18 protein-coding genes are annotated in these 26,700 nt (G+C 45.7%); 11 read left to right on the top strand and 7 right to left on the bottom strand.

From position 1 onward, the window contains the following. Positions 1-29 precede the first annotated feature (29 nt). Positions 30-7,562, top strand: a complete 7,533-nt coding sequence (gene sov, locus AC1EK4_RS00540) for a T9SS outer membrane translocon Sov/SprA (RefSeq protein ID WP_480356701.1) — start codon at positions 30-32, stop codon at positions 7,560-7,562. A gap of 317 nt (positions 7,563-7,879) precedes the next feature. On the opposite strand, the gene AC1EK4_RS00535 is transcribed toward sov, so the two are convergent. Further along, positions 7,880-9,289, bottom strand: coding sequence for a C1 family peptidase (locus AC1EK4_RS00535; RefSeq protein WP_062435524.1), 1,410 nt, complete (start codon positions 9,287-9,289; stop codon positions 7,880-7,882). A gap of 139 nt (positions 9,290-9,428) precedes the next feature. Between AC1EK4_RS00535 and dxs the strand changes: the two genes are divergently transcribed. Genes dxs through AC1EK4_RS00515 form a run of 4 tightly spaced genes read left to right on the top strand, consistent with a single transcriptional unit; the run spans position 9,429 to position 15,158 of the window. Further along, a complete protein-coding gene (gene dxs, locus AC1EK4_RS00530; protein WP_480356594.1) occupies positions 9,429-11,351 on the top strand; it encodes a 1-deoxy-D-xylulose-5-phosphate synthase in 1,923 nt (640 codons plus the stop codon). A gap of 4 nt (positions 11,352-11,355) precedes the next feature. Then, positions 11,356-12,699, top strand: a complete 1,344-nt coding sequence (trkA, locus tag AC1EK4_RS00525; protein ID WP_480356593.1) for a Trk system potassium transporter TrkA — start codon at positions 11,356-11,358, stop codon at positions 12,697-12,699. Continuing rightward, the gene (locus AC1EK4_RS00520; protein WP_036897430.1) at positions 12,699-14,156 is read left to right on the top strand and encodes a TrkH family potassium uptake protein; all 1,458 of its coding nucleotides are present in this window, start codon (positions 12,699-12,701) and stop codon (positions 14,154-14,156) included. Before trkA ends, AC1EK4_RS00520 begins: the two co-directional genes overlap by 1 nt. 36 nt (positions 14,157-14,192) lie before the next feature. After that, positions 14,193-15,158: a type I phosphomannose isomerase catalytic subunit gene (locus AC1EK4_RS00515; RefSeq protein WP_036897434.1), complete on the top strand. Its 966-nt coding sequence runs from the start codon at positions 14,193-14,195 to the stop codon at positions 15,156-15,158. Between the two features lie 117 nt (positions 15,159-15,275). Here AC1EK4_RS00515 and AC1EK4_RS00510 read toward each other — a convergent pair whose 3' ends face one another. Next, the gene (locus AC1EK4_RS00510) at positions 15,276-16,373 is read right to left on the bottom strand and encodes a phosphotransferase enzyme family protein (RefSeq protein WP_036897437.1); all 1,098 of its coding nucleotides are present in this window, start codon (positions 16,371-16,373) and stop codon (positions 15,276-15,278) included. A gap of 162 nt (positions 16,374-16,535) precedes the next feature. On the opposite strand from AC1EK4_RS00510, the gene AC1EK4_RS00505 reads away from it, so the two are divergent. Next, on the top strand, positions 16,536-16,940 hold the full coding sequence (locus tag AC1EK4_RS00505; RefSeq protein ID WP_036897440.1) for a hypothetical protein: 405 nt from the start codon (positions 16,536-16,538) through the stop codon (positions 16,938-16,940). 20 nt (positions 16,941-16,960) lie between these two features. Here the strand turns inward: AC1EK4_RS00505 and AC1EK4_RS00500 are convergent, their stop codons facing one another. From AC1EK4_RS00500 to porQ, 5 genes are all read right to left on the bottom strand, one after another. Further along, positions 16,961-18,130 (bottom strand): mechanosensitive ion channel family protein, encoded by a 1,170-nt coding sequence (locus tag AC1EK4_RS00500; protein ID WP_036897443.1) that lies wholly within the window; start codon positions 18,128-18,130, stop codon positions 16,961-16,963. 15 nt (positions 18,131-18,145) lie between these two features. After that, a complete protein-coding gene (gene dacB / locus AC1EK4_RS00495; RefSeq protein WP_480356590.1) occupies positions 18,146-19,429 on the bottom strand; it encodes a D-alanyl-D-alanine carboxypeptidase/D-alanyl-D-alanine endopeptidase in 1,284 nt (427 codons plus the stop codon). Continuing rightward, a complete protein-coding gene (locus tag AC1EK4_RS00490; RefSeq protein WP_036897449.1) occupies positions 19,413-19,820 on the bottom strand; it encodes a PH domain-containing protein in 408 nt (135 codons plus the stop codon). Before AC1EK4_RS00490 ends, dacB begins: the two co-directional genes overlap by 17 nt. Positions 19,821-20,125: 305 nt before the next feature. Beyond that, positions 20,126-20,812: a (d)CMP kinase gene (cmk, locus tag AC1EK4_RS00485; RefSeq protein ID WP_480356589.1), complete on the bottom strand. Its 687-nt coding sequence runs from the start codon at positions 20,810-20,812 to the stop codon at positions 20,126-20,128. A gap of 47 nt (positions 20,813-20,859) precedes the next feature. Then, on the bottom strand, positions 20,860-21,807 hold the full coding sequence (gene porQ, locus AC1EK4_RS00480) for a type IX secretion system protein PorQ (protein WP_036897455.1): 948 nt from the start codon (positions 21,805-21,807) through the stop codon (positions 20,860-20,862). Positions 21,808-21,996: 189 nt separating this feature from the next. On the opposite strand from porQ, the gene AC1EK4_RS00475 reads away from it, so the two are divergent. The 5 genes from AC1EK4_RS00475 to nhaD all read left to right on the top strand — a co-directional run bounded on the left by AC1EK4_RS00475 (position 21,997) and on the right by nhaD (position 26,686). Continuing rightward, the gene (locus AC1EK4_RS00475; protein ID WP_480356587.1) at positions 21,997-22,719 is read left to right on the top strand and encodes an energy transducer TonB; all 723 of its coding nucleotides are present in this window, start codon (positions 21,997-21,999) and stop codon (positions 22,717-22,719) included. A 45-nt stretch (positions 22,720-22,764) separates the two neighbouring features. Beyond that, positions 22,765-23,739, top strand: a complete 975-nt coding sequence (locus AC1EK4_RS00470; protein WP_197421768.1) for a polyprenyl synthetase family protein — start codon at positions 22,765-22,767, stop codon at positions 23,737-23,739. 15 nt (positions 23,740-23,754) lie between these two features. Then, the gene (locus AC1EK4_RS00465; protein ID WP_036897460.1) at positions 23,755-24,453 is read left to right on the top strand and encodes a hypothetical protein; all 699 of its coding nucleotides are present in this window, start codon (positions 23,755-23,757) and stop codon (positions 24,451-24,453) included. Between the two features lie 3 nt (positions 24,454-24,456). Then, complete coding sequence (locus AC1EK4_RS00460) at positions 24,457-25,242, top strand: TatD family hydrolase (RefSeq protein ID WP_036897462.1); 786 nt, start codon at positions 24,457-24,459, stop codon at positions 25,240-25,242. A gap of 91 nt (positions 25,243-25,333) precedes the next feature. Continuing rightward, positions 25,334-26,686 carry a sodium:proton antiporter NhaD gene (nhaD, locus tag AC1EK4_RS00455; protein ID WP_480356584.1) on the top strand — a complete coding sequence of 451 codons (1,353 nt, stop codon included), beginning with the start codon at positions 25,334-25,336 and terminating at the stop codon, positions 26,684-26,686. Positions 26,687-26,700: the final 14 nt, after the last annotated feature.

Raw genomic sequence — 26,700 nt, 5'->3', positions numbered from 1 at the left:
GTGTGAGAATAACGAATCGTCTGCAAACGATGTTCATAGGGATGCTGACTGCTACGGCGGTCAGCTATGCTATGTCGTTGCCTATGATGCAAGATGATTCTAAACGCAGCAAGAAGCAATCGCCAAAAGCGCAAAAGATAGACGTGATAGGGCAGCCGATATTGGACGAAGATACCGTTCCGGACAGCTTACTTCATCCGCGTTGGCGCATTCAGCGTACTATGCCCATTACCATTTCCGACCTTGATAGCAGTGCACTCGACCTGAAAACACCCGATAATGTGCGGCAAACTGTGGAGTACAATGACTCTTTGAACTTATATATAATAGGTAAAAAGATGGGCGGAACATATATCTCTGCTCCTATTATGATGACTCCGGAGGAATATCGGGCATGGAGTGAGAAGCAAATGCGCTATAAATATTATCGTGTTAAGAACGATGCTATCTATCAAGCGAGAGGAAAAGAGAAGTTTGACTTCTCTGATATGCACTTCGATTTAGGACCGGCTGAGAAGATATTCGGGCCGGGGGGCGTACGCATTCGTACACAGGGAACGGCTGAACTTAAGTTTGGTGGGACGCTGAAGAATGTGGATAACCCCTCACTTCCTATCCGAAACCGGAAGACAACGACCATGGATTTCGATGAAAAGGTGAACTTGAACGTCAATGGAAAGGTGGGCGACAAGGTCAATTTCGACTTGAACTATAATACAGATGCCACGTTTGACTTCGATGCACAGAACATGAAGCTGAAGTACGACGGCAAAGAAGACGAGATAATCAAACTCGTTGAGGGTGGTAATGTGTCGTTTCCATCTAACTCTTCGTTGATACGTGGAGCCAGTTCGCTATTTGGTTTGCGCACAGATATGCAATTTGGGAAACTGAAATTGCAGTTGGTGGCATCGCAAAAGAAGACAGCAAGTACCAGCGTTTCGAGTAAGGGAGGGGTGCAATTGAAGCCCTTTGAGATAGGAGCAGCGGACTATGAAGAGAATCGTCATTTTTTCCTTTCTCAGTATTTCCGGGACCATTACAATGCCGGTATGCGAACATTGCCCAATATGATGACCGGTGTACAGGTAAATCGCGTGGAGATTTGGGTAACGAACAAGACCGGAACGACAACCAATACGCGTAATATCGTGGCATTGACCGATCTTGGTGAATGTACGAAAATATCCAATTCGAGGTGGACAGCAAGTGGCATTGTACCGGCGAATGGGGCTAATAGTGAGTATGGAGAAATGGTTGGTGCCTACAGTAGTGCCCGCGATATAAACCAAACATCAACGGTGCTTGATGGTGCAGGACTTATTGGAGGTACCGACTATGAGAAGTTGGAGAGTGCCCGATTGCTCTCTTCAAGTGAATACACGCTGAATACGGCACTCGGTTACGTCTCATTGAGAAGTTCGGTACAGACCGATCAAGTGGTGGCCGTGGCTTTTGAGTACACTTATGGAGGTGTAACTTATCAGGTAGGTGAGTTCGCCGGTGATCAAACAGATACCGGGAAAGCTCTGTTTGTGAAGTCTTTGAAGAATACAAGTAACCATCCCAAGCAAGGCAACTGGGATTTGATGATGAAGAATGTGTACTATTTGGCTTCGAATGTAGAGAAGGCTAAGTTCCGTTTAGACGTCAAATACCAAAGCGATACCACCGGTGTTTACCTGAATTATATACCGGAAAGTCAGGTTAAAGGCACTCCTATTATCAAGTTGTTGGGGGCAGATAGGCTTGATAACAACAACAAACCCAACAGCAACGGATACTTCGATTACGTGGATGGATATACGGTAAGCGGTGGTAGAGTGTTTTTCCCGGTGACCGAACCCTTCGGTTCTTACCTGTATGATTATCTTGTTGGCAAGGGTGTACCAGCTACTGAAGCGGCTAAATATGCTTTTACGGAACTGTATAATTCTACCAAAACCGTAGCCAAACAGACTGCGGAGAAAGATAAGTACCAATTGGTTGGACAGTTCAAAGGAACTTCTGCCAATGTCATATCACTTGGAGCATTCAACGTTCCACAAGGTTCGGTGGTGGTTACAGCGGGTGGAATGGTACTTAAAGAAGGCTCCGATTACAGCGTGGATTATAGTGCTGGTGAGGTAACCATCCTCAATCAAAGCATCTTGGATGCCGGTACGAATATCAAAGTCTCACTTGAAAGTAACACCGACTACGCACAGATGCGGAAGACAATGTTCGGTATGAATTGGGAATATGACTTCTCTAAGAACTTTCAATTGAGCGGAACAATACAGCATTTATCCGAACAAGCGCTCACCACGAAGGTGAATATGGGAGCTGAACCGCTCAATAATACCTTGTGGGGTGTCAACTTGAACTGGAAGAAAGAGAGTCAATGGCTCACCAATATGCTCAATAAGATACCGCTGTTGCACCTCACTCAACCTTCCAATATATCCTTAACGGCCGAGTTTGCACAGCTGATTGCTGGGCAAGCCGGGGGCACACAAGACCATGCTTCTTATTTAGATGACTTCGAAAATACCAAGAGTACCATTGATGTATCGACTCCTACATCGTGGATTATATCCAGTGTTCCGAGCTTATTTCCCGAACATAGCGACAAGACTGGGTTGACCAGTGGATTCAATCGCAGTTTGTTGGCATGGTATAATATAGATCCTTTGTTCACTCGAAGAAGCAGTTCGTATACGCCGGGACATATCAGGAGCGACCTCGATCAATTGAGTAATCAATATGTTCGAGAAGTTCCTACGACCGAACTTTTCCCTAATCGCAACGTAACCAGCTACACCGGAACCACCTCAATACTCAATATCCTCAATCTAGCATACTATCCTAATGAGCGCGGACCTTATAATTTCAATCCCGGCCTAGATGTGAATGGTAAGCTACCTAACCCTGCTCAACACTGGGGAGGAATGATGCGAAAGCTTGATACTAATGATTTTGATGCCGCAAATATCGAATATATTGAGTTTTGGTTGATGGATCCGTTTATCTATACCAACAAGCAAGCCGATGCATCTGACTATGGTGGTGACTTCTACATCAATCTTGGAGAGGTGAGCGAAGACATTCTGCACGACGGCCGGAAGTTTTATGAGAGCGGAATGCCGGTCGATGGATCGGCCAACTATACCACTACACAGTGGGGAAAAATACCCACATCCTCGAATATAACCTATGCTTTTGCCACATCAAAGGGTGCTCGTGCCTTGCAAGATGTGGGCTATAATGGCCTTAACGATACCGAAGAACAGCAATTTCCTACTTATCAAAGTTTCTTGACTGCCCTTCAGGGACACGTGAATCCTGCCGTGTGGGATTCTATTTGGAACGACCCTGCCAACGACGATTATCATTATTTTCGTGGAACAGACTACGATGAGATGCAGGCAAGCATCTTACGACGCTATAAATACATCAACAATCCGCAGGGGAACTCGCCCGATTCGGAGAATCAAAGAGAGAGTTATAATACATCATACAAGACCACTCCCGATGTAGAAGACATCAATCAAGACTATACTCTCAACGAGTATGAGAAGTATTTCCAGTATCGTGTGTCAATGCGTCCGGCGGATTTGGTAGTCGGCCACAACTATATCGTAGACAAACGTGAGGTAGAGCCGAAACTCAGAAACGGCAGTTCGGAACGCGTAACATGGTATCAATTTCGTATACCTGTCGACGAATACGAGCGTAGAGTGGGTAGTATATCCGACTTTTCCAGCATTCGATTCATGCGAATGTTCCTCACCGGCTTCAAACATCCGATAGTATTACGCTTTGGAACGCTCGACTTGGTGCGTGGGGAGTGGCGTGTCTATACACAATCATTGGGAAATTCGTCGGGTACGGGAACCATGTCGGTTGGCGCAGTGAGCATCGAAGAGAACAATGATAAGACTCCGGTGAACTACGTTTTGCCTCCTCGTATACAGCGCGGACAAGACCCTACGCAGCCACAGTTGGTAGAGGATAACGAGCAGGCATTGGCAATGACGTTAGACAAATTGTCTACCGGTCAGTCGAAGGCTGTGTATAAGAACACATCGGTAGACTTGCGACAATATAAGACGATGCAGTTGTTTGCCCATGCCAACGCTTTCGAGCAAAACACCACGGCTCTCGTCGACAATCAGTTGGCTTTGTTTGTGCGCTTAGGCTCAGACTATCGTAATAATTACTACGAATATGAGATACCCTTAAAACTTACTGCTCCGGGGAGATACGACAATAATTCCACAGCAAGTCGTACCATGGTGTGGCCTGAAGAGAATATGCTTAACATCCCGTTAAGTCTCTTTACCAAGTTGAAAAAGATGCGCAATAAGTCGCGTGGGCTTGGTGCTGCCTCCTATACATCGGCCTTTAGCGACTACGATGAGGCCAATCCGTCGAATAAAGTTACCATCATGGGTAATCCGACATTGGGCAATGTGAAGGTTATGATGATTGGTGTGCGTAACAAATCAGACAATCCCAAGAGTGGAGAGGTATGGGTTAACGAACTTCGGCTCAAAGGTTATAACAACTCAGGTGGTTGGGCTGCCAATGGAGTCCTCAATATGCAACTGTCTGATTTGGGAACGGTTAATATGCAAGGCAAGTATATTAGCGATGGCTTCGGTGGTTTGGAAGATGGTGTTCAAGCCCGCTCGCAAGAGACGTATAAAACCTATTCCGTCACGACAACTTTGGAACTAGGTAAGTTTTTCCCAGAGAAAGCCAAAGTTTCTGCACCACTTTATTATTCGGTATCGAAAGAAATATCCAGCCCTAGATACAATCCACTTGATACGGACATGAAGTTGGACGACGCATTATCATCGGTTGCCAATAAGCAAGAGCGCGACTCGATAGAACGTATTGCCGTGACTAAACGACTCAACACCAACTTCTCGTTGTCCAATGTACGTATAGGAATCCAGACTAAACGCCACCCTATGCCTTACGATCCGGCCAATTTCTCTTTCTCTTATAGTCATTCGCACAGCCATTCGGCCGGTGAGACTACTGTATATGAGAATGAAGACAATTGGCGAGGGGCTTTTAATTACAATTGGATACCTGTTTATCGGGCGTGGGAACCTTTTAGTAAGTGGAAGAATAAATCAAAATGGCTTGACATTCTCAAACGTTTCGGGCTTAATTGGCTGCCACAGAATGTAGCATTCAATACCGAATTAACTCGCAATTACTATGAATTGCAAGAGCGAGATATGGATGCTGTGGGGGGGGCAAAGCTTCCTGTGACTTTTAGTTCGGCTTTCTTGTGGAATCGCGAGTTCACTCTTAGGTGGGATTTTACGCGAAATCTGCACATGAATTTCCAAAGTGCCACCCATGCAGAGATTGAACAGCCTTACGCTCCAATCAATAAAGACCTTTATCCCGACCAATATAGTGCGTGGAAAGATTCTGTATGGACCAGTATCAAGCACTTAGGTTCGCCACTTAATTACAACCAATCGTTCAGCCTATCGTATCAGTTGCCGCTCTATCTCATTCCGGTTCTCGATTGGATTACAGGTAATAGCACCTATAATGCTACCTATAACTGGGTTCGTGGTACCAATCTTGAGAATGGAGCATCGCTGGGTAATACCGTTGTCAACAATCGGGAGTTGAGTATCAACACCACGTTCAACATGGAGAAGTTATACAATCATATCCCATTTTTGAAAGCGACGAACGAACGTTTCAACCGTGAAGCGATGGCCAATACATCTTCTCGCCGGCGTCCAAAGGTCATTAAGCATCAGAATACAAACAAGGAAGTGGACAAGCAGAGGCAGGCTTTACCACTCAACAAGAAAAGTTTTGAGCAAGAAATCACCCTTTTGCCCGATACCATATTGGATATTACACATAGCAAAAAGTCTAAACGGCTCGTAGTCAATGCCCGCACTGCCGATGGTAAACAGTATAAATTGCATTTCAAACGGCTCGACGACAACCGTATCCGTATTATGAATAAGGTGGATTCGGCATTAAAACTCAAGATAACCGTGACACCAAAAGCTCCATTGGAGAATCAGAAATGGTATCGAACAGCGCAGAGTGTGGCGCGTGTCATGATGATGGTACGAAACGTAATGGTTAACTATCGCAACCAATACTCCATGTCTCTGCCCGGTTTCATGCCTAATGTGGGTGATGCTTTCGGACAAAGTCGTGGCACCAATGCACTGGCTCCGGGACTCGGATTTGCTTTCGGATTCACCGATGACTCGTTTATTGACAAAGCACTCGACCGCGACTGGCTGCTCATCAACGACTCTATAGCCACACCGGCAGCCACCAATCAGACCGAGGATTTGCGGATACATATGTCGCTGATGCCTTTCCGCAATATGAATATTGAGCTTACGGCCAGTCGTAATCAGACCACCGCGCGTAGCATACAATATATGTATGAAGGGCGACCCACTACGCAGAGTGGTACGTTCACGATGTCTACTATCTCCATCGGCACGGCTTTTGAGAGTATGGGTAATGCCAACAATGGCTTTTATAGCAAGAGTTTTGAGAAATTCTGCCGTTCGCTCGATGGTTTTCGTGACCGTGTGGAAGCCCAATATGCCCATGCTGTGTATCCCAGTGGTAGTAGACTGGCGGGTGGGACATTTGATGCTGCTAATGGAGCGGTGGACAAATATAGTGCCGATGTGATGATTCCTGCTTTCCTCTCCACTTATACGAGCATGGGAGGAAACTCGCTCAGCATCTTCCCATCTATCACCCGACTGCTTCCTAATTGGACTATGCGCTACACGGGGCTTAGTAAACTGCCTTGGTTCCGTGATATTTTCAAGAGCGTTAACCTTAACCATGCCTATCGGAGCATCTATGCCGTGGGTGCCTATAGTAGTTTTAGCACTTTTATGGAATACATGAACGGGCTTGGTTTTATTACCAATACACAGACCGGAAATCCTGTTCCAAGTAGCATGTACAATGTTTCGACGGTCAGTATCAACGAGAGCTTCTCGCCGTTGCTGGGTATTGATATGACTTTCAACAACGACCTCACGGCTAAACTGGAGTATCGTACCACGCGAGTGCTATCGTTGAGTATGCCAAGCGTACAACTCAATGAGGCCATCAGTCGTGATTGGGTACTGGGATTGGCTTATAAATTGAATAATATCGACCTGTTTGGAGGACGTAACTATCGTAAAATAAAGGCCAAAGCTAAAGGTAATCTGTCGAATACCAACAAGCAAAATGCAACTCAAACAAATGGGAATAGTAGTGTAGGTCGCTCGAAGAGCGGTGTCAACCACGACTTGAATGTTCGTCTTGACGTCAGTTTTCGTCGGCAAGCATCCATTAGTCGCGACATTGCCAACATGACTTCTATGGCCAGCAGTGGCAACAATGCGTTCAAACTCTCCCTTGCTGCCGATTACACCCTATCTAGAATGTTGTCCATGACATTCTATTACGATCGCCAAAGCAATACTCCTTTGCTCTCGGCCAATAGTTATCCCACGACCACACAAGATTTTGGAGTGAGCATCAAGTTCTCGTTGACGAGGTAGAGTAGGGCTGTTTGTGTGGTGTTTTTGATGATGAAACTATTAAGATTATCCTCTTTTTACATGTCAACTCGTTTACTTGTCTACTTGTTTACTTGCCCACTAAAATACTGCTACAGCCTTGCAACATTACTGTATCGCCTGTTCAGGAATACAGAAAAGCCCTCGCAGCAATACTGCGAAGGCTTAGCAGTAATCTCATTCCGGTTCTCTTCCAAGGAGAGGGAGAATATATAGAGTTGCCAGATAGCCGAGATGTTCGTTTAAAAGTATTCGTCTTGCGAGGGCAACTCTATGCTATGTCGTCAAAATAGGGCTGTTTAGTCGTTGTCGTCGGCAAACAATGGGTCTTCAGGAACAACCATGATTGGTTTTTGCTGTTCCAATTTCAAGATGTTTTCAGGGACATATTTCTTGTCGACGACAAGGCGAAACATGTACTCATTAAACCACCGGTTGGTCATGATGTAATACCCTTGTTGACCACTATCGGTTCCCCAACTGTTTTCAACCTTCCATTTCAATGGGTTACCCTGTGCATCGAGGTCTACGGCTGTGAGCGTCATGGCATGGGTACTACCGCTATCGAAGGTGCTTATACGGTCGGCCTTGTTCATTCCAAACGTCGTACCAAGCAAGCTAGCATAGTCAAAATTCTCGGTATCGAGGAATCCGCGCTTACGGTCGAGTTGCTTTCCTACATCGTAAGAAGAGTACATCTTGCGGCCATCTTTGAGTGAGGCGATAGCCATTTTGGCTATATCTTCTACCGGAAGATTGATATATTTCCAGTTATGTCCGTCGTAAGTGTGGCGGTCTAGTTCCACTTCGTAAGTCTTATAATAGGGACGTCGCGGGTCGTTCATGGCCATGATGAACGTTCCGTTGATGGGGCTGCCTATCGTTTCTTTGTAGAATGAAAGCGGTGTATAGGTCTTGTTTTCGCCTACGGCCTTTCCATCCTTGTCGCGGAATGTGTATGTGAACTCCTTCACGGGTTCGCCCAAGGTGAGTGTCAGGATATGATATACGGTACCAAGCATCTCGGTCTTGCGAGCCTTGATGGCCGATGCCGACTTCTTCTGAGACACCATGGTGCGTAGTTCAAGGCCGAATTCGCGCAGTTTGCTGGACAGTAGCTTGCCCATACTACGTGTATTTTCGCTGGAGAATGTTTCGGGTTGTGCGCTCATCGGTACGAGTCCGTACTTCTCTACTAAGTCGGCCACACCGCAGAATGTACCACCATCGCCGATGGGTTGCTTGAAGAAGAATTGTACGCGTGGGTCGTCGATGGGCTTGTTGGCGCAGTCTATGACCCCTTGCAACATGAGATTGGATTTCTCTAATTGGTCCCAGAAGAAGAGATAGTCGTGTGAAAATTCCACGATACGCTTTTGCTCATCGCGCAAAGCGAACATGCTACGCAACGTGTTTAGTCCGGAAAACATCCAACAACGGCCCGAACTCTTTTGATTGTGAATGCTCTGTTTAGGCGTCTCAACGCTAAAATGCGTATCAAACTCGCCTAAATTGGCATGGTTCTTGGCGATGTCTTCGATGTTATTAGAGGCTATCGCATTGAAGATAGCTTTGTTGATTGCAGCCGCCGGCTGCGATTTTTGAATTTGTTGCAGCATCTGTGATGAGATACCTCCATCTTTGGTTTGTGCCCCAACGGCTAGAGATGCTGCTATACACATACTCATGAGTACAGTTCTTTTGTTCATAATAGATAATGATTAATACTACAAAGTTAAATATTAAAAATGAAAATAAGGAGCAAAACAGCTAAAATGGTAGAAATAAGGCGTTGAGCTTACGAAAGTTTTTAGTATCTTTGCATAGTTAATCATACTATAAGTATTGATGGATAAAAGCAAATTCGGCCTGTTAGGCAACATTAAATATCCGCAAGATTTACGCAAGTTGACCGTAGACCAACTATCGGAGGTGTGCAAAGAACTTCGTGAAGACATAATCGAAGAGGTGAGTGTAAACCCCGGCCACTTCGCATCGAGTCTCGGTGTGGTAGAGTTGACGGTGGCTTTACACTATGTTTTTAATACGCCGGAAGACCGTATTGTGTGGGACGTAGGCCATCAAGCCTATGGACATAAGATACTGACGGGACGTAGAGATGTGTTTTGTACCAATCGAAAGTTGCATGGTGTTCGTCCGTTCCCGTCGCCACTGGAGAGCGAGTATGATACTTTCACGTGTGGACACGCCAGTAATAGCATCTCTGCAGCATTAGGTATGGCTGTGGCTGCGAAGAAAATGGGGATAGATAATCGCCATGTGGTGGCCGTGATAGGCGATGGTGCTATGAGTGGTGGACTGGCTTTCGAAGGCTTGAACAACGTCTCATCTACACCTAACGATCTCTTGATCATCCTTAATGATAACGACATGTCGATTGATCGTGCCGTGGGTGGTATGGAGAAGTATCTTTTGAACCTCGATACCAATGCAACTTATAACAAGTTACGCTTTAAGGCTAGCCAGTGGTTGAACCGCAAAGGGTATCTGAACGAGGAACGCCGAAAGGGTATTATTCGTTTGAATAATGCGCTGAAGAGTGTCCTTAGTCATCAGCAGAATATATTTGAAGGACTCAATATTCGTTATTTCGGCCCGTTCGATGGGAATGATATTCAAGAAGTAGTGCGACTATTGAGACAGTTGAAAGACATGCGAGGCCCGAAACTATTGCACTTGCATACGGTCAAAGGCAAAGGATATGAGCCAGCGGAGAAGTCGGCTACGGTGTGGCATGCCCCCGGTAAGTTCGATCCGGAGACGGGCGAACGCCTTATTAGCGACTGTGCCGACGAGCCAATGAAATATCAGGATGTCTTCGGTGAGACGCTGTTGGAGCTTGCTCGCAAGAATAATAAGGTATATGGAGTAACTCCTGCTATGCCTTCGGGATGTTCTATGAATATCCTTTCAAAAGAGATGCCCGACCGAATGTTTGACGTAGGTATAGCCGAAGGGCATGCCGTGACGTTCTCAGGAGGTATGGCGAAAGACGGATTGATACCGTTCTGCAACATTTATAGTTCGTTTGCGCAGCGTGCTTATGATAACATCATCCACGATTTGGCAATCTTGAATCTGCCGGTGGTGCTATGTTTAGACCGCGCCGGACTCGTGGGAGAAGACGGACCGACGCATCATGGTGTATTTGATATGGCAGCTTTGCGCCCCATACCGAATTTGACCATTGCCTCACCGATGAATGAACATGAATTACGTAAGCTCATGTTTACGGCTCAGTTGCCCGATAAGGGACTGTTTGTGATACGTTATCCTAGAGGGAAAGGTGTGTTGAAAGACTGGAAATGCGAATTGGAGGAGATGCCGGTGGGTAAAGGCCGTAAACTACGCAATGGTCATCAAGTAGCCGTATTGACCATCGGTCCGATGGGAAATGATGCTGTGGAGGCTATCAATCGAGTGATGGCAGCGTATCCTAATGCCAGTATTGCCCACTACGATATGCGTTTCTTGAAACCTCTAGACGAGGATTTATTGCAAGAAGTGGCCGAACTGAAGTGCCCGATTGTGACTGTTGAAGACGGAATACGAACCGGAGGAATGGGCAGTGCAGTGATGGAATGGATGGCAGACCATGGATATACGCCTCGTATTGTGCGTCTAGGAGTTCCCGATAGCTTTGTGGAACACGGAGAAGTGGATGAATTAAAGGCATTATGCGGACTTGATATAGGCAGCATCGTAGCCGAACTTAGTGGTTTGTTGCAGCAAGAAGAAACAATAAACTAAGCGTATGAAGATAATCATTGCCGGTGCTTGTACCATTGGAACTTATTTGGCTAAGTTTCTTTCGCGTAACAATCAAGATATTATCTTGATAGATGAGGATCAGGAAAAGCTGGAGAATATCAGCTCGGATTATGATTTGATGACTTTGAACGAGTCGTGTACAAGCATCAAAGCACTCAAAGAAGCCGGTGTAAGTAGTGCTGACCTCTTTATAGCTGTGACCGATGACGAGAGTCGAAATGTGACGAGTTGTACGTTGGCCAAGGCTTTAGGCACGAAGAAAACAGTAGCAAAAGTTGATAACTACGAATATGTAGACCCTGAATTGCAAGGCTTCTTCAATGGACTTGGTATCAGTTCGATTATCTATCCCGAAATGCTGGCAGCGCAAGATATTAACAATGGGTTGAAAATGTCGTGGGTCAGACAGCGTTGGGATGTACATGGAGGTGCGCTCGTGATGCTCGGTATCAAGCTACGTGAGACATGTGAGGTGCTCAATCAGCCTTTAAAGGATATTTGTGGACCCGATGATCCATATCATGTGGTGGCTATTAAACGCGATGACGAGACGATTATTCCTAGCGGTAACGACGTGTTGAAGCTCTACGATATGGCATATTTCATGACAACCAAGCAATATATACCCTATGTGCGCAAGGTTGTGGGCAAGGAACATTACGTAGATGTGCGAGATGTAATGATTATGGGAGGCGGTCGTACGGCTGTACGTGCGGTGAAAACCATGCCCGAATACATGAACGCCAAGATTATTGAGATAGACGAAGCACGCTGTGAACAATTGAACAACCTGCTTGATAACGACAGTACACTGGTGATTAATGGCGATGGAAGAGACATTCCGCTGCTACAAGATGAAGGTCTCAGGAGCACACAAGCGTTTGTTGCGTTGACTGGTAATGCTGAAACTAATATATTAGCTTGTCTTACTGCCAAACGAATGGGAGTACGTAAGACGGTGGCCATGGTCGAAAACATCGACTATGTACGTATGGCTGAGAGCTTGGATATAGGTACTATCATCAATAAACAGGCCATTGCGGCCAGCCACATCTACCAAATGATGCTCGATGCCAATGTGCATAATGTGCGGTTTTTGATGACTGCGAATGCCGATGTGGCCGAGTTTATCCCACAAGAGGGGGCGAAGGTGACTCGCAAACCTGTGAAAGACCTTGGCTTACCCAATGGTGTTACCATCGGAGGACTGGTTAGAAAAGGTGTAGGAATCCTTGTTTCGGGTAATACAATGATTGAGGCTGGCGACTCAGTGATGGTGTTCTGCCATAATGTAAACATGAAAAAGATAGAGAATCTATTCAATTAATGATTGATTGGAAGACTATATATAAGGTATTAGGATCGCTACTTTTCATTGAAGTAGCACTTATGCTGTGTTGCATGGGAGTGGCTTTTGGCTATCATGAAGACGACTCCATGGCCTTTTTGGTAAGCATTATTATCACCTCGTTAGCTGGTTTGATACTGAAATTCTTTGGTCGTAAATCAGACAATTCATTGTCTCGGCGAGATGCTTACCTTGTGGTGACACTGTCGTGGGTAGTCTTTAGCTTTTTCGGTACGACTCCGTTTCTGATTAGTGGATACCTTACAAGCTTTACTGATGCTTATTTTGAGTGTATGTCGGGGTTCACAACGACCGGTGCTACCATCATAGACGATGTAGAAGCACTGCCACATGGACTCCTCTTTTGGCGTTCGTTGACTCAGTGGATAGGCGGTTTGGGCATTGTTTTCTTTACAATAGCCCTCTTACCGTCGCTTGTTGGCGGGTCGGTTAAGGTTTTTGCGGCCGAAGCTACGGGGCCTATCAAGTCTAAACTTCATCCTCGTCTCTCCACCAGTGCAAAGTGGATATGGGTTATTTACCTGATTATTACAGCCGGATGTATAGCTTCTTATTATGCTTGTGGTATGGGATGGTTCGACAGTATTAACTATTCGATGACTACGACGGCTACAGGCGGCTTCGCTACACACAATGAGAGTATTGGTTTTTTCCACTCTCCGAGTTTGGAATATAGTTGTACGCTCTTTACATTCTTGTCTGGAGTGAACTTTACATTGCTCTATGCTGCCATCATGAAGTTTAAGGTTAAGCAGTTGTTTAAGAGCAGTGAGTTCCGCTTTTACCTCTTTATTGTATTGGCATTTGCAGGTTTTATCATGTTTGAATTGATGCTACACAATCATTATGATGTAGAACATGCGTTCCGGAGTGGTATCTTTCAAGTGGTGTCTTTCATTACTACGACCGGTCTTTTCAATGATGATGCAAGCAAATGGCCGCATGTTACGTGGGTGATATTGGCTGTTTGCATGTCTTTGGGAGCCTGTTCGGGGTCGACAAGTGGTGGTTTGAAGTGTATCAGAGGAACGATGTTGCTCAAGATTGTGCGCAATGAATTCCGCCAAATATTGCATCCCAATGCCGTGTTACCGATGAAAGTGGACGGTGTGAATGTACCTTTACAACCGCGAGTGACGTTACTTTCGTTTCTCACCGTGTACCTTTTGCTGTGCATCTTCATTTCGTTTTCGATGATAGTGATGGGCATTGACAATACCAATGCTATCACTATAACCCTGAGTAGTATCGGTAATGTGGGACCAACATTGGGTACCGAGATTGGTCCGACGATGTCTTGGAGCATGTTACCCGACTTGGCAAAGTGGGAGTGTTCGCTCATGATGCTTATCGGTCGATTGGAAATATTCACTGTCCTCGTCATTTTTACACCCGAATTTTGGCGTAGGAACTAATGTTTAAAGTAACTATTATATATAAGGAGTAAACATATGAAACCATTAAAGTTTAACGCATTACTGAAAACAACACTATGGGGTGGTGATAAAATCATCCCATTCAAACATCTCAACGAACATCTCGACAACGTAGGTGAGAGTTGGGAGATATCCGGAGTCAAGGATAATGAGACCATTGTAAGCGACGGTGAGTTTGCAGGAAAAAGCTTGAATGCCGTCGTTGAGACGCTGAAAGGCGAGTTGGTGGGCGAGGATAACTATCGCCGTTTTGGCAATGAGTTCCCACTCTTGATTAAATTCATAGATGCACGCGACCAATTGTCTATCCAAGTGCATCCCACTGATGAGATAGCACAGCGCCAAGGACGTGGCAATCGTGGCAAAACCGAGATGTGGTACATTATGGATAGTGCGCCCGATGCAAAGCTTCGCAGTGGTCTTAGCAAGGAGATTACCCCTGAAGAATACAAAGAAATGGTGGCTAACGATACCATCACAGATGCCCTGTGTGAGTATAATGTGAAGGAAGGGGATTGCTTCTTCTTGCCAGCTGGTCGTATCCATAGTATCGGTACAGGTTGTTTCTTAGCCGAAATTCAGCAAACTAGCGATGTAACCTATCGTATCTACGACTTCAAACGTAAGGATAAGAATGGCAATGAGCGCCAGTTACACACCAAGGAAGCGGCTGAAAGCATCGACTATCATGTAGAGCCTGATTATCGTACAGCCTATACTCCGATGAAGAATCAAGGGGTAAGTCTTGTTCATTGTCCCTATTTCAATACGGCAGTGTACGACTTGAACGAGCCCATGACATTGGATTATAGCGAGTTGGACAGCTTTGTTATTCTGATAGGAATCAAAGGTGAGGGTACTATTAAAGATGATGAAGGCAACGAACTCAGCTTTACAGAGGGCGAAAGCATCCTCGTTCCGGCTACAACGAAGACTGTCAAAGTGAGCGGAACTATCAAGTTCTTGGAGACATACGTATAATCTCGTATTTTTCCGACATACATTAAAAGGAACAATCCTGCTTCTGTCTATACCGACTAGAGGCAGGATTGTTTATTTAGAGGGCATTGCGGATACCCTCATGATAGCTGAATCAACTTATTTAGTTGTCAAACCGGCAATGAAATTCTTCATCATCGGAGTCTTTTCAACTACACAATGATAGAGTTTCAATTGGTTTCGAGTGCGGTCAAGATTATGTGTCGGATACTTAATCTTGTAATAAGTATCGCCGTTGATGTAGTCGGCTAAGAAGCGAACGCACTGCATATAGGGGAAGAGAGCCACAGCATAAGGCAATAACTCGATTTCCAACGGTGTCAAGAATACGCTGGCCGATTCCAAATAACCACGTGTGAAAGCCTTGAACACTTCCTCGTCGAACGCCACGTTTTCCAAGTTTGGATCGTCCTCGGCGGTCTTGTTGGCACTTGTACGTAGGAAGTCACCGTAGTCGGAGAATACAAAACTAGGCATTACAGTGTCGAGGTCGATGACACAGAGTACGCGTCCTTCTTCGTCGAACATCATGTTGTTGACCTTTGTATCGCAGTGACAAATGCGTTTAGGCAACTTCCCTTCGCGATAAAGACGCTCTGCCTGACACATGGTATCGGCGTTAGCTTCAAGCTCGTCTACTATCTCTTGTACCTCTGCCAGTCTTCCTGCCGGGTTGGCAGCGACTGCTTCGCGCAACTGACGAATACGTAATTCCATGTTATGGAAGTCGGGTATGGTCTCACCGAGTTGTTCGGGGAGGTCGGTCAGCATACTCTCGAACTCTCCGAAAGCCTTACCAGCAAAGTAAGCATAGTCGGGTGTCACGGCTTCGAAAGTCTTTGCGCGAGGTATAAACACCATCACGCGCCAATAACGACCCTCTTCATCCTGTGTATAAGTATTGCCGTTGTCGGCTTTTACGAATGTCAATACCTTACGATCAATATCGTCTGCACCTGTTTTTTCGAGTTTTGCACGGATATGACCGGTCACCGTTTCTATGTTGTGTTGCAACAGTTCCACGTCTTGGAACACGGCATTATTGATATGCTGTAACACATAATCGGGACAATCTGCCTCCTCTGTCGTCACCTTATAGGTGTCGTTGATGAGTCCGTTGCCTAACGGAGCAATCTTTTCGACCGTTCCTTTGAGTTCAAAATGAGAAATAATCTGGTTAAGAGTTTCTTCTTTCATGATATAATATAGTTGTTTGGTTCTGTCTGTAAAGGTAGTAAGAAACTACCAAACGAGCGTCGCCATTCGCTTTCTTTTTAGTTATTTTCAGATTTTATGGACAATGTCTGAAGAGTAATTTTCTTTTTTCGTACTTTTGTAGATACGAAACCAAATACAGATATGAGAAAATACACTTTCGCACTATTAAGCTTTTTCATGGCAGCCACGGTTCTTACGACTTCTTGTAGACAGTTGCATCGAGAGGAAAATATGGGTGATACGGTAGCGGCCAGTCTGTTTGAGCCGGCCGATACGAGCATCGCTCAAGCTAAGACGGCCAAGAAGAAGGTGGTTGTCAGGGATAGTGTAGGCCTCTATTATATCGGTTTCGGTTCTACTCATGAGCTACTCCAGCTCGTCAGTTATCCTTCTCGTCGTGATACATTGGTTTTCAGTAAGGCTCGCCATTTGCGAGTTAACGGTAATGCAGACTACGACCACATTGTTCATCCCACGTTCTTTGTCCTGAAGACCGGCGATAGTATCGTCTCTCGATTGGACGAATGGAAGCCCATCCAACCCTAACCTATATATAATAGGTGTAACTATTGCATGGGATATTGCTGATAAACCTTGAGCCCAAATTCCGGTACGAGGGCATAAATGCGTTCCATAAGGTCGGCTTGGGCATGCTCGAAATCGGTCCAAACCGTCGTAGCGATAAAGAAATAAAACTCTATGGGCAAGCCCGATACTGTTGGTTCCAGTTGCCTAACCATCAATGTCATGTCCGCGTTTACCTCTTTTGATTCGCTTAACATCTTTTCCATGTATGCTCGGAAAAGTGTCAAGTTCACCACATTTTCGTCTTTCAACTGTTCTTCGGTAACTAAATGGTGCTGTCGAAGATGCTCTTTCAGCGTTTCATCTGCTATCTTGATACTGCGAAAATCGAAGAAGAGCTTGCGCTTCACACGTCTCCCGGCTCCTTCTTGCATGGTTTTCCAGTTCTGAAACGACCCATTGACAAGTGTCAATGGCGACACGGTGGTGATGCTATTGTCGAAGTTTCTCACTTTGACAGTGGTCAATGTCATTTCGTCCACCGTTCCGTCGGCACCTGCCGAAGCCACTGTAATCCATTCACCTTTATGCAACATCTCGTTGCTTGTGAGCCGAATACCGGCTACAAGTCCCTCTATCGTATCTTTAAACACCAGCATCAGGATGGCCGAAGTGGCTCCCAAACCGGCAAACAAAGTGCTCGGATTCTTGTCGAGGATAATTGCTGCCACGATAATCACGGCAATGAAGATGACAATAATCTTCAGTACGCCACAGAATGATTGCAAGTATTGGCGGGCACTACTACTATGTGCTGTGTTCAACTGTTGTACACTGGTGAGTAAAGCCGTTACCATGCGCACCGACATAATCGTGATATAGATGTCGGTGAGACGTTCCAAGATGTCTCGTACGATGGGGAATTGGTAGAAAACCATGGGCAACAGCCATCTGATGACCAATGCCGGGATGATACGACAGGCCGAACGAAGTACTCGATCATTGAATATTTGGTCGTCCCATTGTGCTGCTGTATGAGCTGTTATCTTATGAATTAGGGGGATAAGGAGGTGTCGCCCCAAATGACCGCAGCTCCATGCAAGCAAGACAGCTACGATAACGAGGGCTATGTGGCGCACGATGGGTACGGCACTGCCCGTTATTCCAGTTAGTTGGATGAGTGACTCTACGAAGATACGGATTGTTTCCATAAGGTGGCAGGTTTTTTAATTGGGGTTACAAAGTATCGAACAAATGCGGTCTTGGAACGCTCTAGCCTTGCGATGACTTAATATTCCTTGATTCAAGATAGCGAAACAAAGCCGATGCCCATTGTAAGCTGTGCAGTAACCGGCTAAACTACTGACGCCTTTCACGGTGCCGGTCTTGGCTATGACGTTCTCTTTGGTGTACGTACCTTTCATGCGTGAGCGCAGCGTACCGTCGAGCCCGGCTATAGGTAGTGCCTTGTTCAGGTGGATAAAGATATTGTTGTTGTGGAAAGCATAGCTCAACAACATCGTCTCCAGTTCGGCCGATACATAGTTATAGAGTGATAGTCCCGAACCGTCGGCAAAGTAATAGTCGGCTGGGTTGAGCCCAATCTTCGACACCAATCGCCTGATGACGTTGCGCGAACCTTTGGCTGTGGCCGGTTGTTCGCCCATGAATGCCGACAATTGGTAGAACATTGATTCGGCATAGAGGTTGTCACTCTCTTTGAGCATGCGCATCAATATCTGGTCGATAGTGTGGAATCGCGTGCAGATACAGTAGGCTCCTGCTGGTCGTTTGGCTGTTGCCACGAATGCATCTACCACAATACTGTCGGCACGTAGTTCTCTTACAAACCTGTCCATGAACTGGTCTTTGCGCGAAAGGAGCAGGGGAGTGAGGTTGGGGTTATCATCGTCCCAGCACCAACCCTCTCCGTAGATGTCTCGTGTCTTCATAGACTGGTCGGCATAGAGGTGCCCTCGGATAGTGTCTACACCCATCTTGTGCAGGCTTTCCACAAATGCTTTCAGGTCATCGGTACCGAATCGCGGGTCCAAACCGCCCACACAGTAAACGTCTCCGGTCAATGTGCGGTTCTCTATGTTGCCTGTATAGCACAGTTCGGTGCGAAAACGGTAGTCTCCACCGAGCTTGTCGATGGCCGTAATGGCCGTGATGACCTTCATTGTGCTGGCTGGCCGCATGGTTTGGCGCTCGTTATAGCGGTAGAGTACGGAGTCGGCTGTAAGGTCATATACCATCAATCCTAGTTGCGAAGTCTTCAGCATGTCGCTTTGTAGCAGTATGTCTAGATGGTGTTGTACGTATTGTGGCCACGGCAATGCTATAGAGTCTTTGTCCAAACTCGCAAAAGCAGTGGAGTCGGTGGCGCTGGATAGTTCGTCGTTTTCGGTGTTGTGGTCATCTGTCTGTGCCTGTAGGGGCAGGCAAGCAGCAAATGTTATGAAAAGCAGAAATAACTTTCCGACAGCTTTTCTATTGAATTTCGTCATGTTGTTTTAGTCTCTTGTTCAGTTCGTTTCGGAAAGTTTCCTCGTTGTCGGGTTGTAAACTGGTCAGGTGACCGTTCCCATATTCTAGCAATAAGTAGTGTGATAAGCCAAAAGCTGAAGTCATTTGTGTGACACGCACGACTTCACTCACCCTTATGGTGATGGTTTTTGAAAAACGCCCATGATTTATTTGCAACACGTCATCGACTCCCTGCATGTCGAAAATGTAGACAGTGTGGAGCAAACGTTCGGTCATCAGCACGATGGCAATGGCTGTAAGAAATCCCGGAATGGGCATTTTGAGCCAGAAAAAATAAAAAGCCAACAATGCAAAGATGATGATGGAACAGACTGAGATAGGCGTGAGACGCTGATGGAACACTCTCCTCATAATCCTCTTTGATAATGATTGTCTGCAAATTTACGAAAAAGACGGAACATATCAAAGACTTACAGACAATTTAGCACAATGCTCCTTGTACGGTATTTAGACGTAAATGCAGAAGTAATCTTGTCTACTTGTCAACTCGTAAACTTGTAAACCAGCTGTCTGCAAGGCCGCAGCAATCTTGCTGTCTCGGCTAGACAGCGATGCTGAAAAGGCTAGGCAGTAATGCTGTCTCGACCTTGCAGCAGCCTCATCCCGATTTCCTTTAAAGGGGGAAGTCGGAATTTTAGAGTGAAGAATGATATTTTTTACACCTTCGATTGGTATGCTTTGAGCAGCCATGCCTGCTGTTCGGCTATGGTCATGTGGCTGTTGTCCAGTTCGATAGCGTCGTCGGCCTTGCGCAGCGGACTTACTTCGCGGTGCGAATCAATGTAGTCGCGCTCCTGAACATTACGGAGTATCTCATCGAAATCGACAGGCATACCTTTTTGTTTCAACTCGTCGAAGCGACGTTGGGCACGTACTTCGGCCGAAGCTGTGACGAAAATCTTGAGTTCTGCATCCGGAAATACGGTGGTACCGATGTCGCGTCCGTCCATTACGATGCCTTTCTCCTGTCCCATTTTCTGCTGTTGAGCCACGAGAGCTTGGCGCACGAAGGGAATAGCTGCGATGGGACTGACGTGGCTACTCACCTCAATGGTGCGGATGTCGCGCTCTACCAGTTCACCGTTGAGATATGTATCGGGTGCACCGGTGGCTTGATTGAATTTAAAAGAGATGTTGATTTGAGGCATCAGTTGCTCCAAATGTGCCGTATCGATGCTTCCGTCGGTTGCAAAAAGGCCATTGCGAAGGGCAAAAAGCGTGACGGCTCGGTACATAGCACCCGTATCTACATAGATATAACCTATCTCTTTGGCCAGATTCTTGGCCATGGTACTTTTGCCGCAAGATGAAAAACCGTCAATGGCGATGGTGATTTTATTCATTGTTTTTTATTTTATTCGATAGTTCGAGTAATTGATTGCTTGATGATTTATAAGCTGTAAGCCACGTTTATCGTGATAGAATTGCTGCTCACATGATATTTGCCATAGGCCAAATTGAGCTTGAAGCGTTCCAAATTAAGACCTGCGCCTAGACTCCAACCGGCTCCATGACTGCTTTCCTCGCGTTTGGTGTTGATGATTTTCATCTCGTTGGCACGTCTGAAATTGTAGCCGGCACCCACCCAAATATTGTCACTGAGAAGCAATTCGGCACCCATCACGGCATGATAAAGGAGTTTGTAGTCCCAATGGTTCAGGTCTACGAGTGTGGCAGAGAGACGCAGTGGTGCGTTGAGGAATCGCTTGCTTACGCCCAATTGCACGTCGATGGGCATGTGTTCGTAGATGTTATCGTAGGCTTTCAGCTGTCCGCCAAGGTTTTTAACCACGAATGATGCCGACCAGTCTCGGTCGCTATCGTAGTAATTGAGGCCCAAGTCTACACCCATGGCTATCGAGTTGTAGTCGCCGATGTACGATGTAATGAACTTGGCAGCGATGCCACCGGCTATCCGATCGGTCAACATATAAGAGAAATATCCGGTCATGGCGATGTCTCGTGCGCCGAATTCACCAGTCTGGATGTTGTTCTCGTCTACCTGTTTCATCTTCCCGTAGTCGATATATTGCCCTGAAACGGCCCATGAGGCACGCTCGCCAATATTGCGATTGAAGGCAGCCGAGGACGTATTGACGCCCGACATGTAACTCATAAAATTGAAGTTGATGGTCTTATCGGTGACCGATGAAAGTAAAGCGGGATTGCTGAAAATGAACGATTCGTCGTCTTCGATGATGGAGATGTTGTCTCCACCGAGGGCAGCAGCATGTGCGCCGACGGGCAGTCGGAGGAAGTTGTACCCCGTCAAGCTCTCTTGTGCAAAGGCTTGAAAGGCTGCGATGCTGAGTAAAAAAGCGAAAGCGACTCTTTTCATTGATTTTTTTCCTAATTATTTGGCAAAGATACTGCTTTTCCAAATATAAGAAGTAACTTTGCGTTGTTTAATCAGTATTGTAACGTTGAAAGGTGGATATTATTGCCATACTGCTTAGCAAGACTACCAATAGGAAACCTAACAGCATGCGAAGTACCTCGCCCCACAGCGTTATGACGACTAGTCGCTTTGGAAGAAAAGAAATCATATAAGGCCAATTTGGAGGACAAACGTCTTACAATGTTCCTCATCGGACTCGTATTGGTGCTGTCTGTGTGCTTCGTAGCATTGGAATATACCGCCACGACAAACACGGATAGTGCCAAGAGTTTGATAGATGATGATGCCCAAGACGACTTGGAGTTGATGTCGGGCATAGACCGTCAAGATATGATTTCGGCAGTTCCGACACAGGTCTCACGTAGTGTGACCAATCGGGTGAAGCCTGTTGAACATGTGACGGAGGTTCCCGATAGGCTCAATCCTAATACGGGTGAGGCCGAACAAGATGCCAATGCAGCCGGAGCACAGGTAAAAAGCGACGAGACAGAGACTCAAACACCGCCCACGGTAGTGGCTTTGAGCCAGAACGATGAGCCGGTGAGCTTTCGAATCGTACAGCAATTGCCTGAATATCCGGGTGGCATGGTGGAGTTTATGAAGTGGTTGACGCGGAATTTGAAATATCCTGTGTCGGCTCAACAGGCTAGAATACAAGGTAAGGTGGTCGTTTCGTTCATCATCAACAAGGATGGTTCGATTGCTGATGCGCATATAGACAAATCTGTACATCCCTTGCTTGACCGCGAAGCACTGCGTGTGGTGGGAATGATGCCGAAGTGGAAGCCCGGTATTATGTATAATAAACCTTGTCGAACCATGTTTGCCATACCCATCAACTTTAACCTATAGAAATAAAAGAATACTATTCACATGAACCAAACAACTCAAGATATGATATTAACAGCAGACGAGATATTGGCAAAAGTCAATACCTATTTAGACCAATTGCCGTATGATAGAAAGCCCACAGTGCTCTACGACCCCGTGAAATATGTTCTTTCCATTGGTGGAAAGCGTATCCGTCCCACGCTCATGCTGTTGGCTTACAATCTTTATAAAGACCATCCGGAAGACATACTTTCCTCGGCTTGTGCACTGGAAACATACCATAACTATACGTTATTGCATGATGATTTGATGGATGAGGCCGAAGTTCGTCGTGGCAAAGAGACTGTTCATAAGCGTTGGAGTGCGAATGCTGCCATCCTTTCGGGCGACTCTATGCTTGTCTTGGCTTATGAACACATGCTTCAATGTGGCGAGAAGCATTTGAAAGAGGTACTTGACCTGTTCACTGAAACGGCTTTGGAGATAGGCGAGGGACAGCAGTACGATATGGATTTTGAGACTCGTAACGACGTCACGGAAGCCGAATATATTGAAATGATACGCTTGAAGACGAGCGTGTTGTTGGCTTGTGCGATGAAGATAGGAGCTATTTTGGCAGATGCTTCGGCCGAAGATGCCGACAATCTGTATCGCTTCGGTGAGCAAATAGGGTTGGCATTCCAGTTGCAAGACGACTTCTTGGATGTGTACGGAGACCCTGAAGTGTTCGGTAAAGCGATTGGTGGAGACATTATAAGCAATAAGAAAACTTATATGTTGATTAATGCTTTCAACAAAGCGGATGCTCGCCAGCATGCCGAACTCACTAAATGGGTGAAAGCAAAAGAGTTTGATAAGAAGGAGAAAGTGGCTGCCGTGACCCAACTATACAATGAAATGGGCATCGATAAGTTGGCACTTGAGAAGATAGAATACTATTTTTCACAGAGCGAGAAATACTTGGAAGCCGTGAAAGTACCGGCTGAACGCAAGGCAGAATTGGCGGCTTACGCTCGTAGAATGATGAAGCGTCAAAGTTAAAACAGAGTTTGTGATATGCCCTACAGACGTTTGCCGAAAACCGATACAGCCCGCCTAAAAGCATTGAAGACCTTGTTGGACTGCAATGATATATACACTGTGCGCAATCGCTTCGTTGATTGGAAGACCATCAATGATTCACAGACGATGTACGAACAGTTGTTGACGGCCAACTCGCAGTATCAGCTGTGCTTCCAAGCGCAAACTCGTCAGACGGCAAAAGTGGATAAGGTGCAACGCAAGGCTTTCATGTATCTGAGTCATTTTGTACAGGTATTGCTTATGTCAGTGGAACGTGGAGAAATAAAACGGCAACGATTGCTACTCTATGGACTGTCTGTAGATACGTCATCTCTGCCCGATATGAAGACTGGTGATAATCTTATCACATGGGGAAGTAAGGTGATTGAAGGCGAAAAAGCGCGTATCAAGGCTGGTGGACGGCCTATCTATAATCCAACGATAGGCATGGTGGCCACGCATTATGATATTTATCGTGATGTCTATGAGCGTCAACAGCAAGCTCAAGCTCGCACGCAAGAGGCACGAGAACGCTTGAAAGAGCTTCGTCCGAAGGTGGATGAAGTGCTTCTAGACTTATGGAATCAGATAGAGAAGCATTATGAGAACGAGCCACCAGAAGTGAGATATGTCGCGTGTAGGAAGTTAGGAGTAGTGTATTATTATCGTCGTCACGAGGAACATCTTTATTAATTTATGGCTTATACATTTATAGATACCCATACACATTTGGATGGTGAGGAGTTCAAAGAAGATCTTTCGGCTGTGATGCAACGTGCTCAAGCGACTGGAGTATCCAAAGTTTTCATTCCCGCAATAGACTTAAAGTCGGTCGATACGGTGTTGGCGGTGTGCCAATCGTATCCCGGTTTCGCTTATCCTATGATAGGATTGCATCCCGAAGAAGTGAAGACCGACTGGCGAGAGGTGCTCAGCGAGATGAAGAAACGCCTTTCCCAACCCCATCCTTTCATTGCTGTTGGCGAGGTGGGATTGGATTATTATTGGACTCGCGATTATGAAATGGAGCAGTTGGAATGCTTCGAAGAGCAGGTGAAATGGTCGATAGAATATCGCTTACCATTGATGATTCATTGTCGAAAGGCACAAAACGAGATGGTGAATCTGTTGAAGAAATACGACAAAGAACTGCCTGGTGGCGTGTTCCATTGCTTCACCGGCAACGCCAAAGAGGCTGAACAACTGTTACAGTTCGATAAATTCGTGCTTGGAATTGGTGGTGTGCTGACCTTTAAAAGTAGTCATCTGCGCGAAGATTTGCCTGCAATGGTGCCTTTGGATAGAATCGTTTTAGAAACCGACAGCCCTTATATGGCACCCGTTCCGCATCGTGGAGAGCGCAATGAAAGTGCTTTTGTGAAGCTTGTATTGCAACAATTGGCTATTAGTTATGGTGTTTCCGAGGAGCAGGTTGCCATCCAAACCAATGCCAATGTGAAGCGCATATTCGGCATCGAATAATCTTTTATCTATTTTTGAAGTAAAAATAAGGTTTTATTTTCTTATTTCCATGTTATTTATTAAGTTTGCAATCGAATTTTAAACAGATATCATGACAACATTAACCATTGCAATTGTCATTACGTTCGTTATAGGTTATTTCTTCATAGCCATTGAAAGCGTAGCAAAAGTAAATAAGGCTGCCATCGCATTATTGATGTTTGTAGCTTGTTGGACACTCTTTATGCTCGATCCGGGAAGTTACATTACCGGTCTTAGTGGGCAAGCATTGATAGACGCTGTAGGCACTGCTATCGAGCATCATCTAGGTAGTACGTCCACAACTCTCTTCTTTTTGATGGGTGCCATGACCATTGTAGAGATTGTAGATCAAAACGGTGGTTTTAATTTTGTGCGCGATAAACTACGCTCAAAGACCAAACGTGGGTTGCTATGGAAGATCGTTGTGATGACATTTTTCCTTTCCGCAATCCTCGATAACCTCACGACGAGCATCGTTATGATTATGATTTTGCGCAAGTTAGTGCATAACAAGAAAGACAGAATGATATATGCTTCGTTGGTTATCATCGCTGCTAACTCTGGTGGAGCGTTCTCTCCAATAGGCGATGTCACTACGATTATGCTGTGGAACAAGGGAGTTATCACTGCATTAGGGGTTATCTCGGAAGTTTTCATACCGTCCGTTGTATCGGTGATAGTTCCTGCTTTGTTGTTACAAATTATGTTGAAAGGGCAGTTGGAAGACACTGATGCCAAGGTGAAGTCTGATTATGAGGTGCTCGACTTCAATAGCTCGCAGCGCAAGATGATTTTCATCATCGGTGTAGGTGGCTTGGTATTTGTTCCCATCTTCCGTTATCTGACAGATCTCCCTCCCTTTGTGGGCATCCTGTTGGTACTCGGTGTGCTGTGGACAACAACCGAAGTATTTTATCGTAAGCTGGGTTCCGGACATGAAGGAATGCAAAAACGTGTCACCAATTTGTTGAGTCGTATTGATATGTCGACCATTTTGTTCTTCTTAGGTATCCTCATGGCCGTTGCATGTTTGGAAGAAATAGGCGTTCTAACGGCTTTGGGAAAAGGTTTGAATGTGGCATTCGATGGCAACCATTACGCTGTAACGGGTATTATAGGTGTGCTTTCAAGTATCGTAGACAATGTGCCTTTAGTGGCAGGATGTATGGGTATGTACCCTGTAACACCTACAGGTGATATGGCTATTGATGGTATCTTCTGGCAGTTGTTGGCTTACTGTGCTGGTGTTGGAGGCTCAATGCTCATCATTGGAAGTGCAGCCGGGGTCGTTGTCATGGGGTTAGAGAAAATTACTTTTGGCTGGTATATGAAGCATATCTCATGGATTGCATTCGCAGGATATATTGCTGGAATCTTCTCTTATTGGTTGCTTCGCACCTTTATTCTTGTAACTCCTATCTAAAGAATATCGCTCCG

It is taken from the genome of Prevotella sp. C0026C3 (genome assembly GCF_056590795.1).
This window is presented reverse-complemented; position numbering and strand designations above follow the sequence as displayed.

Bases quoted from the DNA above. Each gene is read 5' to 3' on its own strand.
- sov (WP_480356701.1), top strand. From the start codon at position 30: ATGTTCATAGGGATGCTGACTGCTACGGCGGTCAGCTATGCTATGTCG.
- AC1EK4_RS00535 (WP_062435524.1), bottom strand. From the start codon at position 9,289: ATGAACAAAAGAACTGTACTCATGAGTATGTGTATAGCAGCATCTCTA.
- dxs (WP_480356594.1), top strand. From the start codon at position 9,429: ATGGATAAAAGCAAATTCGGCCTGTTAGGCAACATTAAATATCCGCAA.
- trkA (WP_480356593.1), top strand. From the start codon at position 11,356: ATGAAGATAATCATTGCCGGTGCTTGTACCATTGGAACTTATTTGGCT.
- AC1EK4_RS00520 (WP_036897430.1), top strand. From the start codon at position 12,699: ATGATTGATTGGAAGACTATATATAAGGTATTAGGATCGCTACTTTTC.
- AC1EK4_RS00515 (WP_036897434.1), top strand. From the start codon at position 14,193: ATGAAACCATTAAAGTTTAACGCATTACTGAAAACAACACTATGGGGT.
- AC1EK4_RS00510 (WP_036897437.1), bottom strand. From the start codon at position 16,373: ATGAAAGAAGAAACTCTTAACCAGATTATTTCTCATTTTGAACTCAAA.
- AC1EK4_RS00505 (WP_036897440.1), top strand. From the start codon at position 16,536: ATGAGAAAATACACTTTCGCACTATTAAGCTTTTTCATGGCAGCCACG.
- AC1EK4_RS00500 (WP_036897443.1), bottom strand. From the start codon at position 18,130: ATGGAAACAATCCGTATCTTCGTAGAGTCACTCATCCAACTAACTGGA.
- dacB (WP_480356590.1), bottom strand. From the start codon at position 19,429: ATGACGAAATTCAATAGAAAAGCTGTCGGAAAGTTATTTCTGCTTTTC.
- AC1EK4_RS00490 (WP_036897449.1), bottom strand. From the start codon at position 19,820: ATGAGGAGAGTGTTCCATCAGCGTCTCACGCCTATCTCAGTCTGTTCC.
- cmk (WP_480356589.1), bottom strand. From the start codon at position 20,812: ATGAATAAAATCACCATCGCCATTGACGGTTTTTCATCTTGCGGCAAA.
- porQ (WP_036897455.1), bottom strand. From the start codon at position 21,807: ATGAAAAGAGTCGCTTTCGCTTTTTTACTCAGCATCGCAGCCTTTCAA.
- AC1EK4_RS00465 (WP_036897460.1), top strand. From the start codon at position 23,755: ATGCCCTACAGACGTTTGCCGAAAACCGATACAGCCCGCCTAAAAGCA.
- AC1EK4_RS00460 (WP_036897462.1), top strand. From the start codon at position 24,457: ATGGCTTATACATTTATAGATACCCATACACATTTGGATGGTGAGGAG.
- nhaD (WP_480356584.1), top strand. From the start codon at position 25,334: ATGACAACATTAACCATTGCAATTGTCATTACGTTCGTTATAGGTTAT.